This window comes from Myroides odoratimimus, assembly GCF_030326305.1.
Taxonomy (GTDB): Bacteria; Bacteroidota; Bacteroidia; order Flavobacteriales; family Flavobacteriaceae; genus Flavobacterium; species Flavobacterium odoratimimum_A.
In genome coordinates, this window is sequence record NZ_JACAKB010000008.1 from 104,487 (window position 1) to 124,593 (window position 20,107).

The 20,107-nt window shown below is 35.2% G+C and carries 20 protein-coding genes; 8 read left to right on the forward strand and 12 right to left on the reverse strand.

Translation table 11 applies throughout. The annotated features are described in order from the left end of the window. Positions 1–55 precede the first annotated feature (55 nt). The gene (locus HX049_RS08415; protein ID WP_286415387.1) at positions 56–742 is read right to left on the reverse strand and encodes a ComF family protein; all 687 of its coding nucleotides are present in this window, start codon (positions 740–742) and stop codon (positions 56–58) included. 111 nt (positions 743–853) lie between these two features. On the opposite strand from HX049_RS08415, the gene HX049_RS08420 reads away from it, so the two are divergent. The 4 genes from HX049_RS08420 to HX049_RS08435 all read left to right on the forward strand — a co-directional run bounded on the left by HX049_RS08420 (position 854) and on the right by HX049_RS08435 (position 3,684). Continuing rightward, positions 854–1,057, forward strand: a complete 204-nt coding sequence (locus tag HX049_RS08420) for a hypothetical protein (protein WP_006259864.1) — start codon at positions 854–856, stop codon at positions 1,055–1,057. Beyond that, positions 1,057–1,443, forward strand: a complete 387-nt coding sequence (locus tag HX049_RS08425) for a YchJ family protein (RefSeq protein ID WP_286415389.1) — start codon at positions 1,057–1,059, stop codon at positions 1,441–1,443. Before HX049_RS08420 ends, HX049_RS08425 begins: the two co-directional genes overlap by 1 nt. Before the next feature lie 69 nt (positions 1,444–1,512). Continuing rightward, positions 1,513–2,913, forward strand: coding sequence for an aspartate ammonia-lyase (gene aspA / locus HX049_RS08430; RefSeq protein ID WP_286415390.1), 1,401 nt, complete (start codon positions 1,513–1,515; stop codon positions 2,911–2,913). A gap of 141 nt (positions 2,914–3,054) precedes the next feature. After that, entirely contained in the window at positions 3,055–3,684 is a 630-nt protein-coding gene (locus HX049_RS08435) for an NAD(P)H-binding protein (protein WP_286415391.1), read from the forward strand. Positions 3,685–3,734: 50 nt separating this feature from the next. On the opposite strand, the gene HX049_RS08440 is transcribed toward HX049_RS08435, so the two are convergent. Together HX049_RS08440 and HX049_RS08445 are read right to left on the reverse strand one after the other, a co-directional pair. Further along, positions 3,735–4,613, reverse strand: a complete 879-nt coding sequence (locus HX049_RS08440) for a hypothetical protein (RefSeq protein ID WP_286415392.1) — start codon at positions 4,611–4,613, stop codon at positions 3,735–3,737. Positions 4,614–4,806: 193 nt separating this feature from the next. Further along, entirely contained in the window at positions 4,807–5,382 is a 576-nt protein-coding gene (locus HX049_RS08445) for a YceI family protein (protein ID WP_286415393.1), read from the reverse strand. An 842-nt stretch (positions 5,383–6,224) separates the two neighbouring features. Here HX049_RS08445 and HX049_RS08450 point away from each other — a divergent pair. Genes HX049_RS08450 through HX049_RS08460 form a run of 3 tightly spaced genes read left to right on the forward strand, consistent with a single transcriptional unit; the run spans position 6,225 to position 7,266 of the window. After that, entirely contained in the window at positions 6,225–6,767 is a 543-nt protein-coding gene (locus HX049_RS08450) for a hypothetical protein (RefSeq protein WP_286415395.1), read from the forward strand. An 18-nt stretch (positions 6,768–6,785) separates the two neighbouring features. Beyond that, a complete protein-coding gene (locus HX049_RS08455) occupies positions 6,786–6,965 on the forward strand; it encodes a hypothetical protein (RefSeq protein ID WP_286415397.1) in 180 nt (59 codons plus the stop codon). A 10-nt stretch (positions 6,966–6,975) separates the two neighbouring features. Continuing rightward, positions 6,976–7,266 (forward strand): helix-turn-helix domain-containing protein, encoded by a 291-nt coding sequence (locus tag HX049_RS08460; protein WP_286415399.1) that lies wholly within the window; start codon positions 6,976–6,978, stop codon positions 7,264–7,266. Between the two features lie 71 nt (positions 7,267–7,337). Here the strand turns inward: HX049_RS08460 and HX049_RS08465 are convergent, their stop codons facing one another. From HX049_RS08465 to HX049_RS08475, 3 genes are all read right to left on the reverse strand, one after another. Beyond that, the gene (locus HX049_RS08465; protein ID WP_286415401.1) at positions 7,338–8,882 is read right to left on the reverse strand and encodes a glycine--tRNA ligase; all 1,545 of its coding nucleotides are present in this window, start codon (positions 8,880–8,882) and stop codon (positions 7,338–7,340) included. Between the two features lie 92 nt (positions 8,883–8,974). Beyond that, positions 8,975–9,715 (reverse strand): MUS family subclass B1 metallo-beta-lactamase, encoded by a 741-nt coding sequence (gene blaMUS / locus HX049_RS08470; protein ID WP_286415403.1) that lies wholly within the window; start codon positions 9,713–9,715, stop codon positions 8,975–8,977. A gap of 35 nt (positions 9,716–9,750) precedes the next feature. Then, entirely contained in the window at positions 9,751–10,914 is a 1,164-nt protein-coding gene (locus tag HX049_RS08475) for a pyridoxal phosphate-dependent aminotransferase (protein ID WP_286415405.1), read from the reverse strand. Positions 10,915–11,415: 501 nt separating this feature from the next. Here HX049_RS08475 and HX049_RS08480 point away from each other — a divergent pair. Next, entirely contained in the window at positions 11,416–11,793 is a 378-nt protein-coding gene (locus HX049_RS08480; RefSeq protein ID WP_286415406.1) for a DUF6591 domain-containing protein, read from the forward strand. A 284-nt stretch (positions 11,794–12,077) separates the two neighbouring features. Here the strand turns inward: HX049_RS08480 and HX049_RS08485 are convergent, their stop codons facing one another. The 6 genes from HX049_RS08485 to HX049_RS08510 all read right to left on the reverse strand — a co-directional run bounded on the left by HX049_RS08485 (position 12,078) and on the right by HX049_RS08510 (position 20,084). Then, positions 12,078–13,241, reverse strand: a complete 1,164-nt coding sequence (locus HX049_RS08485; RefSeq protein ID WP_286415408.1) for an efflux RND transporter periplasmic adaptor subunit — start codon at positions 13,239–13,241, stop codon at positions 12,078–12,080. A gap of 5 nt (positions 13,242–13,246) precedes the next feature. After that, positions 13,247–17,596, reverse strand: a complete 4,350-nt coding sequence (locus HX049_RS08490; RefSeq protein WP_286415410.1) for a CusA/CzcA family heavy metal efflux RND transporter — start codon at positions 17,594–17,596, stop codon at positions 13,247–13,249. A gap of 99 nt (positions 17,597–17,695) precedes the next feature. Next, a complete protein-coding gene (locus HX049_RS08495) occupies positions 17,696–18,049 on the reverse strand; it encodes a hypothetical protein (RefSeq protein WP_286415412.1) in 354 nt (117 codons plus the stop codon). A 220-nt stretch (positions 18,050–18,269) separates the two neighbouring features. Further along, entirely contained in the window at positions 18,270–18,755 is a 486-nt protein-coding gene (locus tag HX049_RS08500) for a hypothetical protein (RefSeq protein WP_286415414.1), read from the reverse strand. A gap of 149 nt (positions 18,756–18,904) precedes the next feature. Next, positions 18,905–19,396 (reverse strand): SMI1/KNR4 family protein, encoded by a 492-nt coding sequence (locus tag HX049_RS08505; protein ID WP_286415415.1) that lies wholly within the window; start codon positions 19,394–19,396, stop codon positions 18,905–18,907. Then, a complete protein-coding gene (locus tag HX049_RS08510; protein WP_286415416.1) occupies positions 19,389–20,084 on the reverse strand; it encodes a DUF2625 family protein in 696 nt (231 codons plus the stop codon). Before HX049_RS08510 ends, HX049_RS08505 begins: the two co-directional genes overlap by 8 nt. Positions 20,085–20,107 lie beyond the last annotated feature (23 nt).

The following is a 20,107-nucleotide window of genomic DNA, read 5'->3' on the forward strand; positions in this document are numbered from 1 at the left end:
AAAGACAAATTAACGACTATATTTTTTAGTTAGAAAATATGTATTATTAAAACTTTTAAATGCTACGAGCCAAACAGAGGATCGTGATTTTGGTATTCGGTATTTGCAATAATTTTTTACAGCATGCTTCTAATGTGTTCCCCGTAGTGAGGATATCATCTAGAAGTAAGAAGTGATTGTATTCCTCGTCTTTAAAGTTTAGGTCTAGGTCAAAGACTTCTTTTGTCTGACTTTTTCTCTGAAAACGTGATTTAGTTGTCTGAGAAGAGGTTTGGAGCGTTTTGATTAGGAGTTGATTATTTATTTTGATGTGAAAGTGCTCACTTATTGCTTTCGCGAATCCGTCTACTTGATTATACCCTCTTTTCTTTTGTTTCTTTTTATGCATGGGGACAGGTATGATAGAAGTGATCTCTTTTAGAAGAGTTGTTTTTGCCAGTTGATAAGCATATATATTACCTAAGAAATAACTTAGCTCTGGGTGATTTTTATATTTAAGGTTATGAATGATTTGCTGTACTTTACCTCCTTTAGAGAAGAAAAGCAAACTAGCTGCAAATTCTATAGGTATTTTACCATAGAACTTAGCCATAGAATCATTTTGCGTTACTAGATGTTCTTGAGTATAAGGGATCTCGTCTCTACAACTCAGACACAGACATTGTTCGTTCTTCAGTAATATACAGTTACAAGCCATGCAGCTCTTCGGAAAGAGTAGATTCAAGATATCACTTATAATCATCAGTCCAGGGGTATTATTTATGTTATTTAGATACTATGCTAAAATTAATTAGAACTTTCTCTACGTAATTATTAATAACAAATATCTTTGTGTTGAAATGAAGATATAGAAATGAAAATAGAAGAAGTACAACAGCAGATCATGCAATTAATGGTATTAATTGCTCAAAATAAAAAAGAAGAAGCCTCTGTAGCAATAGAGAAAATAGAAGAAAGTATCAATGATGGACTTGACTATGCACAGACAGATGACGAAGTGGTTCGTTGGGGTAAATTTCTGAAGATTATCGAAGAGTTAAAACAGAAGATAGGATAATGGAGCAGCACCAACCTTGTTATTGTTGTAGCGGTAAGGCGTATAGCGAGTGTTGTGAGCCGTATGTGACGAATACTACTGCTCCTTCTACTGCAGAGCAGTTAATGCGCTCTAGGTACACAGCCTATGCCTTAGCGAATGCGATATATATTATTAATACTACACATCCTAAGACTAGACACTTCCATAGTAAGAAGGCTATTCTGCAATGGGCAAAAGAAAATACATGGCAACGCTTAGAAATAGTGATAAGTGAAGAGAGCCGTGTTGTCTTTAAGGCTTATTATAAAGATGTAGAGGGCAATGTGTGTGAACACTATGAAGATTCTTTGTTTGAAATGTTAGGAGGGAAATGGTATTATGTATCAGGAACATTTAAGGAATAATCCTTGTATTTTAGAGAGGGTAAATAAAAATTACTTCGTAACTTAGTGAAAATATAAAACTGTATAAGTATGAAACCAACCAGAATTGAAAGCGACTTAATAGGTGAATTAGAAATTCCTCAACAGGCTTATTATGGTGTACAGACACAAAGAGCAATCAATAATTTTAAGATATCGACAAGTAAGTTGTCTGATTATCCTGAGTTTGTAAAAGGATTAGCTATTGTAAAATGGGCGGCAGCCAAAACCAATTTTGAGTTAAACGTCTTAGACGAAAAAATATATAAGGTTATCGCTGATGTATGTCAGGAGATAATAGACGGTAAGCTACATGCTGAGTTCCCTGTAGATATGATACAAGGGGGAGCAGGTACTTCTGTTAATATGAATGCGAATGAAGTTATCGCAAATAGAGCTTTAGAAATCTTAGGTTTCGAGAAAGGTGATTATCAACACTGTTCTCCTAACGACCATGTAAACTTATCTCAATCTACTAATGATGCATACCCTACTTCTCTTAAGGTAGCTGTATTCGAAATGAATAAGAAAGTAGTAGAGAAGCTAGAGAAATTAGTAAAAGGATTTGAGGCTAAGGCTGTAGAGTTTGAGAATATTATCAAGATGGGAAGAACTCAGCTTCAAGATGCAGTGCCAATGACTCTAGGACAGGAGTTCGGTGGTTTTGCCTTTACTTTGAAGAGAGAAATAGCAGTTCTTAACCAAGCTAGCCAAGCGTTCTTAGAGATTAATATGGGAGCTACTGCTATCGGTACAGGATTAAACGCTGTACCAGGTTATGCAGATCTATGTGCTAAGAACTTAGGATTGTTGATGAAACAACCTGTTACTTCTGCTGAGAACTTAGTAGAGGCTACATCTGATACAAGTGGATTTGTTGCTTATTCAGGAATCTTGAAGAAAGTAGCTATTAAGCTATCTAAGATCTGTAATGACCTTAGATTATTATCTTCAGGACCACGTACAGGACTTAACGAGATTCAGTTACCTCCTATGCAGCCAGGTTCTTCTATTATGCCAGGTAAAGTAAACCCTGTTATCCCAGAAGTAGTTAACCAAGTGTGCTTTAAAGTAATCGGTAACGATATGACTATCACAATGGCTTCTGAGGCAGCTCAGTTACAGTTAAACGTGATGGAGCCTGTATTAGCTCATACTCTAATGGAGTCTATGACATGGTTAGAGAATGCTATGGAAACGTTAGTAGAGAAGTGTGTAGTAGGTATTAAGGCTAATGTAGAACATAATAAGGAGTTAGTATTAGGAAGTATCGGTATCGTTACAGCGCTAAACCCTTATATCGGATATAAAGCGAGTACTAAAATCGCTAAAGAAGCATTAGAATCAGGTAGAGGAGTTTATGAATTAGTATTAGAACACAATCTATTAACTAAGGAAAAACTAGATGAGATTCTAGACCCTAAACATATGTTAGCACCGCATTCGATATAATCGATACGTGTTATTAGATATAAAAAGTCTCCTATTAGGAGACTTTTTTATTGTTTATAGATGTAACTTTTCTAAAATCTGTTGTCTCAATACAAATTGGTAAGTTTATTGTAGTGGTATAATAGCTTTAAATGGTTTGTTATGAAAGCATTAGTCATTGGAGGTACTGGAGCAACTGGTAAAGTACTCGTACGTCAACTACTTTGCGACGATGATTTTCACGAAGTAGTCATATTTATTCGTAAAGAATGGGATATTCAGCATCCTAAGTTAGTCGTTCATTTAGTTGATTTTGAACAAATCGACCAATGGAGGCATTTAATAGAAGGAGATGTGGCTTTTAGTTGTTTAGGAACTACACTGAAGCAGGCTGGTTCTAAACAAAAGCAATGGCATATAGACTATGATTATGTCATGCAGTTTGCCCAATATGCAAAAGGGAATGGAGTAAGTAACTTTATTTTACTATCTGCTAAAGCAGCTTCTGATAAAAGTGCATTCTTCTACAGTAGACTAAAGGGAACTTTAGAACGCTCTGTATTGAATTTGCGTTTTGAGAATACTATTATTCTTCGTCCAGGACTTTTATTACGTCCAGGAACTAATCGTATGGGAGAACGAATTGCAGCGAAGGTTTTGTTTTTCTTTAATAAGATACGATTGTTCATGAAGTATAAACCGATAGAGGTGGTGAAGGTAGCCAATCGTATGCGTATAGAAGCGAAGAATCACTGCTGTCGTCGCTTGATTATCGAAAGTAATGAGATATAATAAAAAGGCTTATCTCTTAGAGACAAGCCTTTCATTTATGTTGTATACTATTACTTAAAGCTAGCAGCTATCTTAAGTAAACCCTCAGGATCGCTGACACCCTCTTTTACATCCATCAGTTTTATCGTATCATCATCTCCTAGACCCGTGCTCAGTGGTAGCTGTTGTGGAATCTTAGGAGTCTCACCGAACAGCGTTTGATATAGCACTATAGAGTTTACGAAGACAGCATCATTAAGCATATGACGTGATCTATCTGTATGACGTAGCATATCTTTGCCATCCTTAGTAGCAGTATAACCTTCTTTGTCAGCATAGGCAGCACCTAATACCGCTGAGAAGTTTAAGAATCCAGTGTTAGGCAACGCTTTAGCTACTGTGACACCATTCTCTACCAGTAGAGGTTGGTAATCCTTATAATCTGCACTATCGTATTCAAATGGAGCAGTAAGACCGTAGATATATGTCGCCACCTCAGGGCTGTTTTTGGCTATCTGGTCATGTACCTCTGCTGTGTTAGATTTATACTTGCCTAGCTCTTGTATAGCTACAGGTGTTGATTCTTGTAGAATCACATAGTCTAGATAGTTTCCATCTTTATCCATTTGATTAAATAGTTTTTCAGCATTTTTCTTGTTTGAAGAGATGATCTGATCTATGCTTACTCCCATTTCTAAAAGAGATTTTACCTCTACTTGTTTATTGTTTTCCTTAGCTAGAGCGTCTAACATTTTTGGAAAACTAGCGAAGTACTCTGTATGGCTATTCCCTACGAATAGTACTCGTATAGGCCCTTCTGCTTTAGGAGGTGTAGGTTTTGTGACTAGTTCTTTAATAATCTCTCCGTCTCCTTCACCATTCTTGTTCTTATCTCCACACGATGTAAGAACTAATGCTCCAATAAAAGCACTCAATAAAATCTTTTTCATAGCAATTATATTTGTTAATATAAATAAAAATAAGCAATATAAACGAGATAATGTTCTTGTTCATAGTTTATTATCTTTAATTAATTGACGATTACGGTTGCTCTGTTTGAGTGAGATAGGGAATAGCTATAATGTAAAATAGGCTTCACAATAATGCGAAGCCTATTTCAGAAATTAAGTATGTGTAAAAGGATTATTTTACTTGAGTGAACTCTAAGTTCACATTTATTTTTACATCTTTAGCGATAGCTTGTCCTGATGGATCATACGCTACTCCGAAGTCAAAACGGTTGATAGTTGTTGACGCTTGGAATCCTAATTTAGTATTTCCTTGCCCATCATCTTTTAACAAACCACCATAAGTAAGGTCAAATGTTACAGGCTTAGTGATATCTCTGATAGTTAAGTTACCTTCTAGTTTGTATTGATCTTTACCTACTTTTTTGATTGATTTACTTTCAAAAGTCATTGCAGGGAATTTCTCAGCTGCGAAGAAATCATCTGTTTTTAAGTGGTTGTCACGCATCTTGATAGATGTGTTCACACTGTTCATATCTACTGAGAATTTAAATGTTCCTTTCGTTAAGTCTTCAGGTGTTCCTTCGAATGTTCCCTCGTATTTATCAAAGCGACCATCTACGAAAGAAATTCCTAAGTGCTTCACAGAGAAGTTTAAAAATGAGTGGTAGTTATCTACATTCCATTTTGTTTGGGCGAATGATGCAACAGAGAATAATGTTGCTACGAATAATAATGCTATTTTTTTCATGATAATAATTTTAATTGTTTTGTTATTTACTACAAATGTAGTACCACATTTAGCTTTAAGCACTTAACCTACATTAAGAAGTATTTTTATCTGTTAATATTTGTGTTTTTTGTGGTAACAGCTATAAGAATAATATGTAGTAGAACATTTTTGACCTCATTTGGAGTTAATGACCTTAAAAGGTTTTTTTAAGTTATTATGGAGTTAGGAGTTAGGAGTAACTTGTTGTAAATTAATCATCTGTGTGTTTTTGGATTAATATTGTTCGGAAGTTATTCGGTAATACCCTGTGTTTACTTAGACTAGAGACTTTTTTACCGAACTAAATCAAATCTGTACCCGAACAATCTCCTAGCAAAGAAGAACTGAAAATGGGCTAACTTATCTGTAAATAACAGATAATGTTTGAATTATGATATTTAAAGATAAGAAAAAAGAAAGAAAAGTAAAAGAGAATCATCAATTTATTGTTCTACTTCTACTGTCTTAGCAGGAGCAATGGTGACGGGGATATTCTGGAAGATGTGTAAGAGACTTGATAAAGAGATCAAGTATGAAGCATGGTTAGAATCATAGTGTACACACTTAATGACATAAAAAAAGCCACTCTGTATCAGAGTGGCTTTTGTGTATAGGGTAGATGATGGATTACATCATTTTCTTTAACCAGTTTCTCATAGATACTTCGTTCTCTATGATGTTTTTAAGGTCAGCGATTGCTATGGGATGATTTTTTTAAATTTAATAGATTGTATATTGTGTTGTTTTTACATTTATTGTTTGTAATTTTGTTTTTTTGGTATATATTTGTGGTGAATAATTTAAGTTTAGTAGTAGGTTATATGTTTGAAAAAGATGTAAAAAATTGTATTGAGAGTATCAAAGTAGATGTAACAATACATAATACTATGGACTTTTTTGTTAAAGAAATACTTGAAAGAGGTAAGGAGCTTAATGTTAAGGCAATAAGCTTGTCTGAAAAAATTAATGAGAGTATTTCTGATTTTTTATCTAAGATTGTAAGTAATGAGAGACTTTATTTACTTTATTTGTTTAGAATTATTGGTAAAAAAAGGCAAAAAAAAATTGCTTGCCAACTTGGTGTTGATGTATCATCACACTATTCAGTTTGGTTAGATAGCACTCTTCTACAAATAAATGTTTTAGATTTTGAGAGAGTTTCTTATTTTATAAAATCACTTTTTAGAACTTTACTTTTAGATAAGTTGTCTGAAGTAATGTTTTCTATAAAGGTATTATGGAATAGTTATTATCTAATTGATTTTAGTGAGTTGATTGTTAAAGTGATTAAAATATATACTTATTATAGTTTCATTGATGAAGAAAATAATAACAATAGTTCTGTAGTTAGAACCAGTTATTAATTTTAAGAAAACATCAAAATGAATAAAGAAGAAAAAAATAAATTAAAAAAACTTGTAATAGAGAGTTTATATATTTCAACAGAAGAAAAAATCGAGTTAATAAATGCTTTAGATAGTAAAAAGAGTTTAGTAGAAATAATAGATATCTTTAGTGTTGTTATTGGTATTGCTAAATTAGGATCTTTATTATTAGATTAATGTAAATTATATGGAATTAGGTAAAGCAATAAGAGAAGTTAGGAAGAAAAAAGGATTTACTTTGGTAGAAATGTCTGATAAGACAGGGATTAGTATTAATGCTCTGTCGTTAATGGAAAAAGGGGATACATTTCCTCAAAAGAAGAGTTTAGAAAAGGTTAGTGAAGCTTTAAATGTTCCAATAAATTATTTCTTATTGTTAGCTGTAGATCAAAATGATATCGAAGAAGATAAGCGTGATATATTTAATACATTACATAATACATTGAAAGAGATAGTATTAAAAGACATATTAAAATGATATAATTATTGAATAATAAAAAAAAGCCACTCTGTATCAGAGTGGCTTTTGTGTATAGGGTAGATGATGGATTACATCATTTTCTTTAACCAGTTTCTCATAGATACTTCGTTCTCTATGATGTTTTTAAGGTCAGCGATTGCTACACGGTCTTGTTTCATCGTGTCACGGTGACGGATAGTCACAGTCTTATCTTCTAATGACTGGTGATCTACAGTGATACAGAATGGCGTACCTAGTGCATCTGCACGACGGTAACGACGACCTACTGCATCCTTCTCATCATACGCTACATTAAAGTCCCATTTAAGCTCTTCGATTATCTCTTGAGCTAACTCAGGAAGACCATCTTTTTTCACTAATGGAAGTACAGCAGCCTTAGTAGGAGCTAATACAGATGGTAATCTTAATACTGTACGTGTAGAACCGTCTTCTAATGTCTCTTCTACTAATGATTTAGAGAATACAGATAAGAACATACGGTCTAGACCTACTGAAGTCTCTACTACATAAGGTACATAAGAGGTATTGGTCTCGTTATCGAAGAACTGTAGTTTCTTACCAGAGAACTTCTCATGTGCTTTAAGGTCAAAGTCAGTACGCGAGTGAATACCTTCTAACTCTTTAAATCCGAATGGGAAGTTAAACTCAATATCAGTAGCTGCATTAGCATAGTGTGCTAATTTCTCATGGTCATGGAAGCGGTAGTTCTCTGCTCCCATACCTAGTGATAAGTGCCACTTATGACGAGTCTCTTTCCAGTACTCGTAGTACTTCATCTCTTCTCCTGGCTTCACAAAGAATTGCATCTCCATCTGTTCGAACTCACGCATACGGAAGATGAACTGACGAGCAACGATCTCGTTACGGAACGCCTTACCTGTCTGAGCGATACCGAAAGGGATCTTCATACGACCTGTCTTCTGTACGTTTAGGAAGTTTACGAAGATACCTTGTGCGGTCTCAGGACGTAAGTATAAGTCCATAGCAGAGTCTGCAGAAGCTCCTAACTTCGTACCAAACATTAGGTTAAACTGACGTACTTCAGTCCAGTTTTTAGATCCTGTATCAGGGTCAGCGATCTCTAGCTCTTCGATAAGTGCTTTTACATCTGCTAAATCTCCTGAATCAAGACCACGAGCCATACGCTCTAAGATCTCTTTTTTCTTCGCTAGATATTCTATTACACGAGGGTTAGTAGCTACGAATTGTTCTTCGTCAAAAGATTCGCCAAAGCGCTTTTTCGCTTTCTCGATTTCCTTTTGAGCCTTTTGGTATAATTTTTCACAGTAGTCTTCGATAAGAACGTCAGCTCTATATCTCTTCTTACTGTCTTTATTATCAATTAATGGGTCATTAAACGCATCTACGTGACCAGAAGCTTTCCAAGTGGTAGGATGCATAAAAATCGAGGCATCAATTCCTACAATATTTTCGTGCATTTGTACCATGGATTTCCACCAGTACTCTCTAATGTTTCTCTTTAACTCCACACCATTCTGAGCGTAGTCATACACTGCGCTTAGACCATCGTATATTTCACTAGAAGGGAAGATGTATCCATACTCCTTAGCATGCGAAATAACGTTCTTAAAAATATCATCTTGTTTTGCCATAGTGCAAAAGTAATAAAAGACTTTAAGATTAGGAACTCTGCCATTGGCATTTTAGTGTTAATAACCTAAAGTTTATTGATTTACTATATTAATTAATCGTTCTTAGTTGAATGTTGTTGATTGTATTCTGATAATATACGCTCTGTATTCTCGATATGCCCTGTCATATCCCATTCATCGTGTCCTGGTATAATGATTTTAGCATTCTTAAATTTTTGTTTTACAGCCTCGATAGTCTTAGGCCAAGCTATTACGTTACCATCGGCTATATTACCTATAGTCGTAGCTTCTGCACTCTTAATCAAACATCCTCCGTATAACACTTCTTCTTTTGGGAACCAAACTACGGTATTATCTAGTGAATGCCCCTCTCCTAAAAAGGATACAACCAACTTCTCATTGCCCAAGGTAAACTGTTTTTCCTTATTAAAAGAATGTTGAGCTTGTGGCTCATTGCGTTCTTTTAATATTTTATTGGTCAATGCGTAGGTATACGTCTGTGCTCCTGTACTGTTAAAATAGCCTAATCCTCCTGAACGATCTTCGTGGAAGTGGGTAGTGATGACCCATTTTACCTCTTTGTTATGATTCGTTCGGATGTGCTCTACTAGAGGCTCGTACTGATCTTTATCCCAAGGTGTGTCTATTAGAATAGCACCTTCGTCTGTCAGCACGTACATCGAATTAGAGGAGTATGTTACTCCCTGAAACTCTTGATAAGTAGTGTATATATACATATTATCATTGAGTTGTTTTATTTTTAGTTTGTCAGATTGAGCGTGTACTAATGTAGTACAGATTAACATCGCTATGGCACTAAGTATTTTGCGCATGGTTTATTTATTTCGTGTTGAGATTAGTGATGAGGTTATACCCATCCTTTCTTCTTGAATTTTTGGATAACAGCTAAGAACTGGTTCATCTCTTCTGGTGTACCTAACGTTACTCTACTCCACTGTAATAGGGGAGGGAAAGGACGACCTACGATAATGCCTTCTGATGCCATACCATCTATATACTGCTGTTGATCACATTTTATCTTGTGGAATAAGAAGTTTCCTTGGCTAGGTAGATATTCTATTCCTAATGCTTCAAAGGTCTCTGTGGTGATACCAAGAGAGTTAGCATTCACTGCTCTACTGTGTACGATGAAAGCATTGTCTTTTAAAGAAGCTGTACCTGCTACTGCAGTAAGCGTACTGATATTCTCCACTGCCATATATGGCACTAATTCATTTGCTAGACTTTCTGTAGATAGACTATATCCTAATCTCATACCTGCCATAGCAAATATCTTAGAGAAGGTACGCAATACGATAACATTCTCTCTCCCTTCTCTGATAAAAGAAGTCCCACTCACGAAGCTTTTGTCAGTAATGTATTCTGCATAAGCTTCGTCTACCATAAAGAAGTTTTTCTCAGCATCAACAGTAGTCACCCAATCAGCAATAGTACTAGAGTTAGTTAATGTGCCTGTCGGGTTATTAGGGTTGCACAGATAGATGATAGAGATACCGTCAAAGCTATCTGCAGCTTGTTTCATCTTAGGAATGTCCATACAGAATGTAGTGTCTAACGGTACATTAACAACTGGAATGCCCATGCCTTCTGCATGACTAGCAGCTAAGAAGAACGATGGATCTGGTGAGATAAGTTGTACCTTATGCCCATTCTTGATTGCTTTATATACTTGTAAATTCACTGTGGCTCTAATCAAATCAGAAGAACCAGCACCAATGGTAACTTGTGCTGCTGACATCTTAAAGGTATCAGCTATGGTGCTTTGTAATTCTTTTATATAACTGTCAGGATATCGATTTACATTAGATAAAACGTCAATAATTGCATTTTTAGCTTTAGGAGATATACCTAAGCTATTTTCGTTAAAATGTAAAAATAACGGGTCTTCAACTGATGTTGGTAAACCTAAGTCTGCAATAGACTCTAATGCTTGTGTTGTTGCAAATCCTTGTGTAAGGATACTTCCTGCGAACAACGTTCCTGATAGTTTTAATAAATCACGTCTGTTCATAGTGAATAGAATTACTGTATTATGTAAATAAAAAATGCCTCAATCGGAAGATAAGGCTCTTAGAAAAACTAAAGTTAGGGGATATCTATTGAATAATCGATACTTAGATTAGAATATTTTGGTATAATTTTATGAATTACATCAGTATTATGACGTTTGGTTGAAGGTAGTGCAATAATCAATAGGAAATAAGTGGTTGATTTATACATAAGTAAGAGTGCTTTAGGGGTATGCTAGAAGCGAAAAGCAACTGTGTAATATCGCTATCCTTTATGAATAGTGGATTAGATGCTGATATGATAGTGTGAATATTTTGCGAAATAGTGCTGTTTGTTGTCAATGAGAGTAATAAATAAAAAAAAATCTATTAAATATTTTGTTGTGAGTTAAATTGTGTTAAATTTACCTAGTCTTTAATCGGGTTATATCTTTATGATAATTAAGTAAATAGAGGTATGGCTTAATAAATTAAAGCTTGTTTAATTATATACAAAATTAACTATGAAAAAAATCACGTTTATGGTATTAGGAATGGCTGCTATGGTAGCTGTTGCTTGTGGAGAGAAAAAAGAAACTGCAAAAGAAGGAGAAGCTGCTACAACTGAAGTAGAAGCACCTGCTAAAGAAGAGGCTTCTGCTGCTTCTGGATACGATGCAGTATTAGACAAGTATGAAAAAATCGCTGATGAGCACATCGCTTTGATGAAAAAAGTACAAGCTGGAGACGCTGCTGCTGTATCTGATGCTACTAAAGTAAGTGAAGAATTAATGAAAATCGCTGAGGAGTTACAAAAAACTGACCCATCGACTATCACTAAAGAGCAAACTGCTAGATTCCAAGCTATCGCTGAGAAATATCAAAAAGCTTTAATGCCTTAATTAGGTGTTATCACGATATAATATGAATGCTATCCTTCTCGGGTAGCATTTTTTTTATAATTGAGGTTTTAATGTTATAGTGTCCCATTAGTTGCGACCATTATCGACCATATAGAGTCAGATATAGTCATAAGAGTCTATATCATCGAAGCGATATCAGTAGAATAGTAGCTTTGAGGTGTAGTTCTTTGACATATTGTTTATTAGTGATTCCTTATTGCGTAAAAAGCAAAAGGGAGCATTATCTAGATAATACCCCCTTAGGTAGTGGATAAAAAGAGAAGTTATTCTTCCTCTTCTGTATTTTTCAGTTTCATTAGTAATGTGTAGGCTCCTTTAGTAACAATCTTCTTGTTAGCTAATTGATCTGCGTTTATTATTTGTACATATCCATCTTCTTTAGGACCGATTTGTACAGGAGTCATCTCATAAGTTTGTTTGGCTGTTTCTATAAAAACAAAGTTTTGTTTCTCAAAATAAACAACGCTTTCTTCAGGTAAGGCTTGCGATACAGCTGCGTGTGTATCTATGTCAGCATTCATGTACATACCTGGAACCAGTTTCTTATCAAAAGCTTCAAAGTGACAATGTACTTCTGAGACTCCATCTGTGTTTACATCCATACTGATTAGTATAATCTCTCCTTCGTATTTCTTATCAGGTGCACCGTTAGTATAACTTACTACACGCTGTCCAATCTCTAGTTTATCAAGGTCTTTTTCGTAAACTTTTAGATTTAGATGTATGTCAGTAGGGTTAATAAGTTCGAACATAACATCAGAAGGAGTTACATACTTACCTACATTGACAAAAACATTACTCACAAAACCGTTAATAGGACTGTATATATTCACACTACGACTGATATTAGTATGAGTCAGTGATGCAGGGCTAATGTTGATTAAGCTCAATTGTTGTGCTAAGGCATTCATCGTGATGCGTTGATTGTTCATCTCTGCTTGTGCGATTTGCATTACCTTATCACTACTCGCTTGACTTGCGTTTAGGTCTTTCTGACGGTTGTAATCTAGTTTTGCAAACTCATATTTGTCCTTAGCGATTAAGTAATTCTGTTGTAATTGAATATACTGAGGGTCTTCCATCGTAGCGATTAGTTCACCCTTTTTGATATGCATACCAGGTAATAACTTAGTACTCTTAAGGTAGCCACCGAGAGGGTTGGTTATGGAGATGAGGTTCTGTGGTGGCACATCTATCTTACCATTTAGCTTTAGCGTTGTCGCTATTTTGCGCTCAGTCAGAGAGCCCGTTTCTATAGTTGTATTCTTCATCTGAGCATCTGTTAGATGTACAGTGGTAGTGTCTTCATCTGTGGTAGAGATAGGATCTTCTTCTTTTGGCTCTGTCTTGCATTGTGTGAATAGTGTGATACTCCCTAAGGCAAGTGCTAGAACAAAGTATTTGGTATTGATATATTTAGATAACATGATTATTAATTATTAGAAGTTAAGTAGTTAATCTGGATGATATTGTCATTGTACATTTTCAGTGTATCTAAGTACTTATTGACAGTTTCTAAAGCTTGGTTGATCAGCATTACATATTCTAGATAGTTGATATCTCCGTTGATGAATTGTAATTGGGCTGTTTTCGTAATTGTATCAGAATTATCAAAAGAGAAACTCTCATATTTATTTAGAATATCTTGGTTATTCTGATGTGCTATTAACAACTGTTGATAACGTGAATTCATAAGATCTCTAGTCATCACGTATTCTGCTTCTGCTACTTCTTCTGCTACTTTGGCACTTTTAATACGACCTCGCTGCCCACTAGTGAATAAGGGTAGTGAGATGCCTACCTGAAAGGAGTGGAAACGATTATTTCTGTCGTAGTATACATCGTTAGCAGCCATTCCCATAAAGCTACTGTTATGATAAGCGGCTTGTAGGTTAGGGAGTTGTTTAGAGCGTTCTAGTTTAGTTTGTTCTTGTGCAATTATCTTTTGATTTTCTATCAATTGTAGCACAGGGTTATTCTCTAAGTCACTTTCTAGACTAGACAGTTCTAACTTCTTCTGTTCTAAAATAGGAATGATGTTCTCAGATGTATTTAGTAAATACTGGAGCTGAAGTTGGATTAACTGCTTTGTTTTTTGTACTTCACCTAATTGTGCTTGAATACTTAGTTGTTGATTCTGAGCCATTGTTTTTTCTAAGATATTACTCTCCCCTTTTTGTAGACGAAGAGTAGCCTTGCTGTAGAAATTAGCGTACAAACTGTCTGCACGTAGTAATAGTGCCTCTTTCTCTTGCCAATAGATAAAATCATAGAAGCTTTGCGTGACTGTTTTCTTTAGTTCATATCCTTTTAGGTTAAGGTTATAAATGCTTTGTTGATGTTCGGCTTTGTACACGTTCTTCTGTTTATTATATACCGTCGGAAAAGCAAAGTCCTGAGCAATAGAGAATTTATTGTCCGTATAAGGACCGTTTATCTGTCCAAACTCTCCTGTGATCGTTGTTTGTTGTATATCTGTGGCAGTCTTAATAAAAGCTTTAGCATATTCTGTTTTTAGTTTTTCTGCACGGATAGTACTGTTATTTTCTATCGCTTGGGCTAGGGCATTCTCTAGGCTGATAGGTGTCTGTGCCTGAGCAGAAAGACCTAGTCCTAAAAAGATAGCAATAGCTGTTATCGCTTTTTTCTTTTTCATAAAGCTGAAGTGTAATTTTTGTTCAAATGTGATATACAACAATGGTAGTATAAATAGGGTAAGGAATGTAGCTAGCATTAAACCTCCGATTACTACTGTTGCTAATGGGCGCTGTACTTCTGCTCCTGCACCGTTACTCAATGCCATAGGTAAGAAACCAAAGGAAGCGACACAGGCAGTCATCAGTACTGGGCGTAGTCTAGATTTAGCTCCTCTAACTACGATGAATACGATGTTTTTTATTCCAGATTTCTGAAGTCTATTAAATTCAGCAATAAGTACTATCCCGTTTAGAACAGCTACACCAAATAGAGCTATGAAGCCCACTCCTGCACTAATACTGAACGGCATGCCTCTAAGTGCTAATAGGAATACACCTCCGATGATAGAAAGGGGGATGGCTGTAAAGATCATTAAACACTCTCTGATATCTCTAAAGGCAAAGAATAACAATAGGAATATCAAGACAAGCGCTAAGGGAACTGCTATGGCTAATCGCTCTTTTGCTTCGTTTAAGTTTTCGAATTGTCCTCCATAGGTGATTTGATAACCTGTAGGTAGTTTGATTTGTACTTCTACTTTTTCTTGTAGCTCTTCTACTATACTCTGTACATCTCGATCTTTTACATTAAACCCTACGAATATTCTACGCTGTGCATTCTCGCGTTGGATTTGATTAGGGCCTTCTTTTATTTCTACATTCGCTAATTGATTTAACGGAACTTGATTGCCTAAAGGAGTAGGTATTAAGAGATTTTCGATATCAGATAAGTTTTTTCGATTGGTCTCATCCATACGAACAACCATGTCAAAGCGCTTTTCTCCTTCATACACCATACCTGTGCTCTGACCGGCTAGTGAAGAATTGACTATTCTATTAATCTCTGCTATGGATAGTCTGTAACGCGCAATAGCAGGACGATTATACTCAATCATTAATTGCGGCATTCCTGTTACAGGTTCTACATATAGGTTAGTAGCTCCTTTTACACCATTGGCTATATTACCTATCTTGCCTGCTATTTCAGCTAATTGATCAAGGTCTTCACCGAATACTTTGACTACGACATCCTGTCTAGCACCTGTCATTAGTTCGTTGAAACGCATTTGTACAGGGAATTGGAACCCTACAGTTACACCTGGTACTTCTTCTAATGCTTTAGTCATCTTCTCTGCTAGTTCAGGAAAAGTCTTTGCTGATGTCCATTCCTTCTTGTCTTTTAGGATAACCATCATATCACTAGCATCCATAGGCATAGGATCTGTAGGCACTTCTGCACTACCTATCTTAGTCACTACTTTCTCTACTTCAGGGAAGCGTGATTTAAGGATATGTGCAGTCTTTTGTGTACTTTCTATTGTGGTGGTTAATGTACTTCCATTTAGTACTTTTGTGTCTACTGCAAAGTCTCCTTCTTCAAGGGAAGGAATGAACTCTCCTCCTAAAGTAGATAAGACGTATAGGGCAATAGCAAATAAGACTCCTACAATAGCGTAGATTGTTTTTGGTATTTCTAATACTTTGACAAGACATTTTTGATAGAACTTCTCTAGTTTAGCTATTACTCTTTCAGAGAAGTTGGGTTTATGAGTTACTTTTCGGCTCATGATCAGTGAGCTCATCATCGGTACATAGGTTAAAGACAGTAAGAATGCTCCTAATAGAGCGAAGGCTACTGTCTGAGCCATAGGTTTAAACATTTTACCTTCGATACCTTCTAATGTAAGAATAGGGATGTATACGATAAGAATGATAATCTGACCAAAGACTGCACTGTTCATCATCTTAGATGCTGAGTGTACTACAGTCTTATTCATATCTTCTTGAGACAGTCTATTCATAGATTTATACCTGGCGTTATGGGAGAACTGATGGAGTACAGCTTCTACAATGATAACGGCTCCATCTATTATTAATCCAAAGTCTAGAGCTCCTAAACTCATTAGATTACCACTTACTCCAAAAAGATTCATCATACAAATAGCAAATAACATCGCTAGGGGTATAATAGAGGCCACTAGTAGTCCTGCTCTCATATTTCCTAAGAATAGGACTAGTACAAATACGACGATAAGGGCTCCTTCAGTTAGATTGGTTTCTACTGTACTGATGGCATTATTAACCATTTTAGTACGGTCAAGGAAAGGTTCTATAACAACGCCTTCAGGTAAAGTCTTTTGGATTTCAGCTACTTTTTCTTTGACATTTTTGATGACATCATTACTGTTTTCTCCTTTAAGCATCATTACGACAGCTCCCGATACTTCGCCTTTATCATTATAAGTCATGGCGCCATATCGTGTAGCATGCCCTATCTGTACTTTAGCTACATCTCTTATTAGAAGAGGTAGTTCAGTATTCTTAGAGGTTATAGCTATGTTCTCAATATCCTCTATAGTGGCTACTAATCCTTCTGTGCGTATATATAATACAGTTGGTCCTTTTTCTATATAAGCCCCACCTGTATTCTCATTGTTGTTTTCTAGAGCAGAGAACACATCGTTAATCGTAATGCCATAGGCGTCTAGTTTGTTGGAATTAACAGCTATTTCATACTGTTTTAGTTTTCCTCCAAAGCTGCTGACTTCGGCTACTCCTTTAACAGAGAGTAATTGACGGCGTACAATCCAATCTTGTATTGATCTCAGTTCTGTAAGGTCAAACTTGTCTTCATATCCTTCTAATGGTCTTACTACATACTGGTATATTTCTCCTAGTCCTGTAGATATAGGACCTAGTTCTGGTTGTCCAATATCTTGTGGGATATCTGCTTTAATTTGATTTAAGCGTTCTCCTACTTGTTGTCTTGCCCAATAGATATCTACGTCTTCGTCAAATACAATAGTCACTAGCGATAATCCGAAACGAGAGAAACTTCTCATATTCTTAATTCCTGGAATATTACTATTCGCTTGTTCTATAGGGAAGGTTACTAATCGCTCTATATCTGTAGCTCCATAAGAAGGGGCAACTGTAATGACTTGTACTTGGTTATCTGTGATATCAGGCACAGCATCAATAGGTAGTTTAGATGTCTGATAGATACCAACACCGATTAGAGCTAATACAAATAGCCCAATGATGAGTTTATTCTTTACAGAAAACTCAATTATTTTATTTAACATGATTCTAGTCTGTTAATACGTTAAAATTGCGTGATAGGTATAGCTAACTTCTCCATGTATAAATACACAGAAAGCTAACTTATTCTTTGCGATAAGGTATTAACAGTATTTAGGCGGTTGCCAAATAGAGGATAGGTAATTGCTCTCAACTTCATCTTCGTTGAAAGCGTGTATTTTATTATCAAGTATATTAAACTTAATACGGTCTATTTTTAGAATAGGAGTAGGGGTAACGATACCTATTATGCTGACAAAATGTGTATGTGTAACAAAAGGAAGCTTCTCATCCATAGGATCTCCTTCTTCTTTATGACTTTCACTGTAATGTATCTGTAAGAATCCCCAAATAGATAAATCTGGATTACTTGTCGTATGCTCAATATAATGTTCAACCAATAGAGGAAACTTCAACACCTGACCTAGCTCAGTTGTCGAAATTAAAAAGAGTGCCATAAGAAATATTGCTATTTTTCTTTTCACTTTAATTGGTTGTTTGTGAATTGACTAATACAAAGTTACTAATTACTTGTATAATTGTGACGCAAGATAGTAATTTGTATTTATTCAAAGTAAATATACTGTTAAGTTCTAATAAGATTTTAATAAAGTATAGAATTACTAGAAACAGATACAAAAAAAGCACCTATCTCTAAAGTGTAGGTGCTTAGTATTTTTATGATAAAAAACTATCTTCGTCAAAGTCATATTCCTTATTGAAGAAAACTGAATCACTGTGAATAGCTTCAAAGTGTTCTTCTATTTTTTCTAAGGTATAGATAGTTTCTAATTGTCTCCAATGTTCTCTAGTTAATGGTAAGAATGCTAATGTATCTGATCCATCTGATATTTTGCAAAAGCGAATTTCATAATCAGGTTGTAATATACTGTTAAGCCATATAATCGTATCATCTCTATCTACAATGATATGAGTATGAACCTTATTATCATAATTTACCTTTAGCTGTAGTTGTTCATTTGGTAGGTCTTCTATAGACGCTGATAGATGCCCTGTCTGAAGACATGTTTCTATATATTCTACTATTGCATCATCGTAATCACTCCAATCTACCCAGATCACTAAATCGCTCTGTAAAGAGTGAAAATCTTCGTATAGACCTGTTTCGAAGTACTTCTCTAAAAGTGTTATTTTGTCTTGCATATATAATGGTTAAGCGTTTATATCATTCCTAGAATCCCTAACTAAATTACTGTAAATTAAGTAAAAATAAAAGGCTTAAAAGTTAAAATAAACCTTTGTATAGATTAATACTAACACAAATATTATGCTAAGATTATCGCTAATAGTTCTTATTCATTAAAAGGTTCAAACTCTCTTTCTGGAAATGCCTCAGTTAGTATTCCTTTTGAGCAAAGCCATTCTATAGCTTCATACAGATTATTTCCTAAAGCATAGATGTTCTCTTCATATCTAGGCAATACAAAATAGGTATTGTTATAGAATATAATCTCATCTCCATCAAAAGTATCTCCTATGCAAACCCCTTCTAATACCTGTTCTTTAGTTAATACATCTTTGCCATCATCCCAGAAGTAGTATTGTGTTACTCGTTCTAACCATTCTTTTCTCTCTGCAACAATTCGATTAGGAGCATAGATACGGATATATGTGCCTCCTAGTATACCTACCCCATATTGTAAAATATAGGTCTTATAATCTTCTTCAAAGCGGAAGTCTAGTAGTTGTTCACAATTGTTGATATCCTCGACAGAAGGCAATACTAGTTCTGTGGATTGTGTATGGATATTAGGTTTGACGGTGTAATGATTGAATTTACTCATCTATATATTTATCTTCTATTTTATTTAAACCTTCTTTAAAGTCTTTATTGATTTGATACAATTCTTCAATCGCAACAGGATTGATAGAAGTAGAATCAATCTGCTTTCCTTCTTTAGTCCACAAAGGAGGGAAGATATGTAAAGCCTGATCTAACGGAAGTTGTGCCGTATCTTCTTTCCATGTATTCCATCTAAAGTCTTGATAAAACTGATCTACATTACCAGCTATGAAAAAATAAATTAAATCTGAATAACTGATATCAAGCGGCTCAAAGTCTAATGTATCAGGCGCAAAGTAATATACCTTACCAATGTCCTCTCCTAGACCTCCACTATTGATACAGAAATAACCACCTAATACATCTAACGCGACAATGTAGTAGCCATTAGATTGATTGTTTTGATCTATTGTTTTGCCTTTGTTCCATTGATAACTAGAAGGTAGTGTTTCTGTTCCTCCACCTAATACTCTGATCCATCCATTGTCTATTAGTAGCCCTCCAGTCTCATATACTATTGCTCCTAATGGAGAACGTGTTGTTACTTGAAGTTGTAAGAGAGCTTCTTCAGCTATCTCTTTATTATATTGAGGCAATAATGCTATTGGTCTTACTGCATCGTTTAGCCATTCATTGATAAGGGCAATTCCTGGTTCTTCTGTGTTTATTAAATCAGTAAGTGATTTCATGTTTTATTTTTTGGCAAAATACA